Origin of the sequence: Bradyrhizobium sp. (genome assembly GCF_035309285.1) — a bacterium.
In the GTDB taxonomy this organism is placed as follows: Bacteria; Pseudomonadota; Alphaproteobacteria; order Rhizobiales; family Xanthobacteraceae; genus Bradyrhizobium.
The window spans coordinates 1-3,361 of record NZ_DATGFH010000029.1; the positions used below are offsets into that span (position 1 = coordinate 1).

The 3,361-nt window shown below is 60.7% G+C and carries 5 protein-coding genes and 1 tRNA gene; 4 read left to right on the forward strand and 2 right to left on the reverse strand.

Going from position 1 to position 3,361, the window contains the following annotated elements:
• The 4 genes from VKR55_RS06675 to VKR55_RS06690 all read left to right on the forward strand — a co-directional run.
• Positions 1–521: LysR substrate-binding domain-containing protein (locus VKR55_RS06675; protein ID WP_324400997.1), on the forward strand; the 521-nt coding region annotated here is incomplete at its 5' end.
• A gap of 352 nt (positions 522–873) precedes the next feature.
• Positions 874–1,422 carry a Spy/CpxP family protein refolding chaperone gene (locus VKR55_RS06680; RefSeq protein WP_324401000.1) on the forward strand — a complete coding sequence of 183 codons (549 nt, stop codon included), beginning with the start codon at positions 874–876 and terminating at the stop codon, positions 1,420–1,422.
• Between the two features lie 173 nt (positions 1,423–1,595).
• Positions 1,596–1,671 (forward strand) — tRNA-Lys (locus VKR55_RS06685).
• A 91-nt stretch (positions 1,672–1,762) separates the two neighbouring features.
• Complete coding sequence (locus VKR55_RS06690) at positions 1,763–2,101, forward strand: hypothetical protein (protein WP_324401002.1); 339 nt, start codon at positions 1,763–1,765, stop codon at positions 2,099–2,101.
• Here VKR55_RS06690 and VKR55_RS06695 read toward each other — a convergent pair.
• Together VKR55_RS06695 and VKR55_RS06700 are read right to left on the reverse strand one after the other, a co-directional pair.
• Positions 2,098–3,165, reverse strand: a complete 1,068-nt coding sequence (locus tag VKR55_RS06695) for a tyrosine-type recombinase/integrase (protein WP_324401004.1) — start codon at positions 3,163–3,165, stop codon at positions 2,098–2,100. The genes VKR55_RS06690 and VKR55_RS06695 overlap by 4 nt on opposite strands.
• Positions 3,125–3,361, reverse strand: a 237-nt coding sequence (locus VKR55_RS06700; protein WP_324401006.1) for a hypothetical protein, incomplete at its 5' end; no start/stop codon positions are given. The genes VKR55_RS06695 and VKR55_RS06700, both read right to left, overlap by 41 nt.

Below are 3,361 nucleotides of genomic sequence, written 5' to 3' on the forward strand. Positions count from 1 at the left end.
TGCTCGCCAATCTCTCTGCGATCGTGCAATTCCTGCCCGAGGATCTCTCAGCCTTTTTTGCCGCGCATGAGCTGTTGCGCGTCGACCTGCAGGAGCGACCGAGCGGGCTGGTGGTTTCGGGGATCGAGGAGGGCGCAGCCGAGCTCGGCATCTGCTCGGGCGCGGCCGCGACGCGCGCGCTTGAAGCCTTCCATTATCGCTACGATCATCTGGTGCTGGTGATGCGGCCCGATCATCCGCTTGCGGGAGGTGAGGGGCTGATGTTCACCGACACGCTCGATTTCGATCACATCGGCCTGCACACCGCGAGCTCGATCTATCTCCGGGCGCAGCTTGCCGCGGCCGAGGCCGGCCGGCCGATGCGGCTTCGCATCAACGTGCCAGGCTTCGACGCGGTGTGCCGGATGGTGCAGGCCGGCATGGGGCTCGGCCTGATTCCGGATCGTGCCTTCGAGGTGGTCGGTCCGGCATGGGACTCTGCGCCGTTCGTCTGCGCGACGATTGGGCGAAGCGTGAATTGAAGATCGTGGTGCGTGATCAACGCCAGCTCTCCGCGACGGGCCGTCTCGTGCTCGATCACCTGCGCGAGGCGGAAGAGACAAAGCATGCGGCTCTCACCTGAAGCGTTCTGCGACGCCGTGGCTGTGCGCGATGCCGGCGTTTCTCGCGCTCATCACCGTCGTGGCGGAGGTCTCGCTGTGGCTGCCGATGCTGCTCGGCATGATCCAAGTCAGTTAATATCCAAGTCAGTTAATGTTGATGAATGCGGACAGAATTACATCTTGGTAAGACAGGAAAAACTCTCCAAACTGTAAGTTGATTGGTTGCGCCGGCGCGCTCATCCTTGGGCCAACTCTCTTGGAGGAGGTTCGCATGAAAAAGTTTACCATCGCTGCTCTTGCCGCGCTCGTGATCGCAGGCTCGACCGCGGTCTATGCGCAGTATCATCCGTGGCTCCGGGACCACACGATGTTCATGCGGATGAGCCCGGAGGACCGTGCGGCGCTCGCCGATGCGCGGATTGCCGCGATCCATGCCGGACTGAAGCTGACGCCGGACCAGGAGAAGCTGTGGCCACCGGTGGAGAGCGCGGTGCGGGATTTCGCCAAGCTGCGGATCGATCATATTCAGGCGTGGATCAAGGCGCGGGAAGACACCCAGGATCAGCAGAAGCCGGATGATCCGGTCGCGCGGCTGCGCGAGCGCGCCGACAACATGGCGGCCTCGTCTGCCGCGTTGAAGAAGATCGCCGACGCCGCCGATCCGCTCTACAAGACGCTGGACGAGGGCCAGAAGCGCCGGCTTGCCATCCTCACCCACGCGCACCGTTTCGGCGGCCAAGGCGGCTGGCGCCACCGCTGGATCGAGCGTCACCGCGACGGGGACGGTGACCATGATCACGGCGGCCCCGAGCGGCTCTGAGCTCGCATCGCCTCCTCGGGAAAGCATGGGAAAAGCCGCCGGAATCCGGCGGCTTTTGGCTTGTCCGGGCAGCGTCCGAATGGAGGAAAAATCCGTCAGCCTTGCTGGACATTGGGGGGTCGCTTTGCTAAACGACCCGCTCTTGACGAAGGCCTTCCGGACAAGATGGCTCCGGGCGCATAGCTCAGTTGGTAGAGCAGCTGACTCTTAATCAGCGGGTCCCAGGTTCGAGCCCTGGTGCGCCCACCAAAGCAAGATCAAGCAGTTAGCGGGAGACAGAACCGGAACGGTGTTCGCGGTTTGCAGCTTGGTTTGCAGTTTTTGTTCTGGAGGTGTTTCCATGTCCGATGTTTTGTATGACGATGGCGACGGGCCGTCAGAGCTTTGGTTCAAAAATCATCAATGGGCGGTGACTGACTACGGAGTCGAGGTGGTCAAACCCACGTCCTACTATCATTTCGATAAAACCCGTCTCCTTGAATCAACTGACTACGGCTCCGGCGAACTGTATGATTGGCCGGTTCACATGGCTGAGAAAACCTGGGTAGATATCGAGGCGTTCATCGAGGTTTTCCTCAAGGCGTTGGAACTGCATGCCGGCAGCTATCGTGGAAATGTCGACAAAGAGATGCTGACCAAGAGCCTCGCGCGTGCCCGCAAGGAAGCTCTAAGGCGCTAACCGAAAGTCGCCACCAATTTCACAATCGCCTGTTCGGCCAACTCCGCTTGGCCGCCGAGATAGTGCGCTTTCAGAATCTCGTCGACGTCGCGTGGTGAGTGGCCAGTGATGGCCGCGATCTGCGGCGTCGTGCATCCCGACAATGCGAGCCGTGTCACGGCCGTACCGCGTAAATCGTGGAAATGTAAGTCGTGGTCCCCGAGCTTCGCCCGATCGAACGCCTTGCCCCACGAAGCGCGGAAGCCGTCGCTTGTCCACGGCTCGCCGAAGGTATTGCGCAAGATAGGACCTTCCGGCTTTTCCGGCCGACGAGCATCGAGCGCGGCTTTCAATGGTGCGCCGATCGGAATCACGATGCGCTTTTTCTTTTTGCCGCGTCGCTGCTTGTTCGGTTGCAGCCTGATATGCGTGCCGTCGTATTGTTGCCAGGTGATACCGATCAACGTGCCTTGGCGCTGCCCGGTCCATAACGCCATCAACAGAGCAAATTGCAACTCCGGAGATGCGACGTTGCAAAACGCCTTTATGTGGTCGGGCAGCCAAATCAGATCAGCCCGATCGGCTTCATAGAGCCGGCCGCCGCGCTCGCAAACGTTGACCGCGATCAAGCCGCGATCCTTGGCCACTGCAAGTACGCGCGCGAGCACGGTCCACGCGTAATCCGCCTTCCGCGGATTGGCGGCCATATCGTCGCGCCACTCTTTGAATTTCCCGCGCGCTCGGCGATCTTGCACGACGGCAAGCGGCATCGTGCCGAACTCTTCCTCGATTGCCTTGAGGTAGCGCAGATAATCCTTTCGCGTTTTGTCACCAAGGCTCGTATATTCGGTGGCGCTTTTGAACGCGGCAATCAGACTAAATAAATTCCCGGCGGGAGGCTTCTTCCGTTCCACGTGTGCGCGGGTATAGGCGACGAAAAACTGCGCATCATTTGGCTGCAATGGCGTGCCGTCATCGGCAGCGAGCAGGGGGCCGCCGCGCCAGGCGTAGAAATATTTTTGCTTTGTCCCGTCAGCGAGGCGCTTAGTCGCGCTCGCGACGCCGGGAAGCTTTCTCCGATTCATACTCACGTTCCCACGCTTCGAACTCATCGGCCGGCGCGACGCTCGGCGCTTTCAGCAAAACAATGATCGTACCATCGCGACGCACTTCGATAGCTTCTGCGCCAGTCTGCCGCGCCGCCCGAATTGCTCGGGCGACGTCGGCTTGCGCGATTGATGCGGGGCGGCGGGTCACGATTGCTGTGAGGTGTCTTCGGGT

Excerpts from the sequence above, each read along its gene's own strand:
- VKR55_RS06695 (WP_324401004.1), bottom strand. The coding sequence starts at position 3,165 with ATGAATCGGAGAAAGCTTCCCGGCGTCGCGAGCGCGACTAAGCGCCTC.
- VKR55_RS06680 (WP_324401000.1), top strand. The coding sequence starts at position 874 with ATGAAAAAGTTTACCATCGCTGCTCTTGCCGCGCTCGTGATCGCAGGC.
- VKR55_RS06690 (WP_324401002.1), top strand. The coding sequence starts at position 1,763 with ATGTCCGATGTTTTGTATGACGATGGCGACGGGCCGTCAGAGCTTTGG.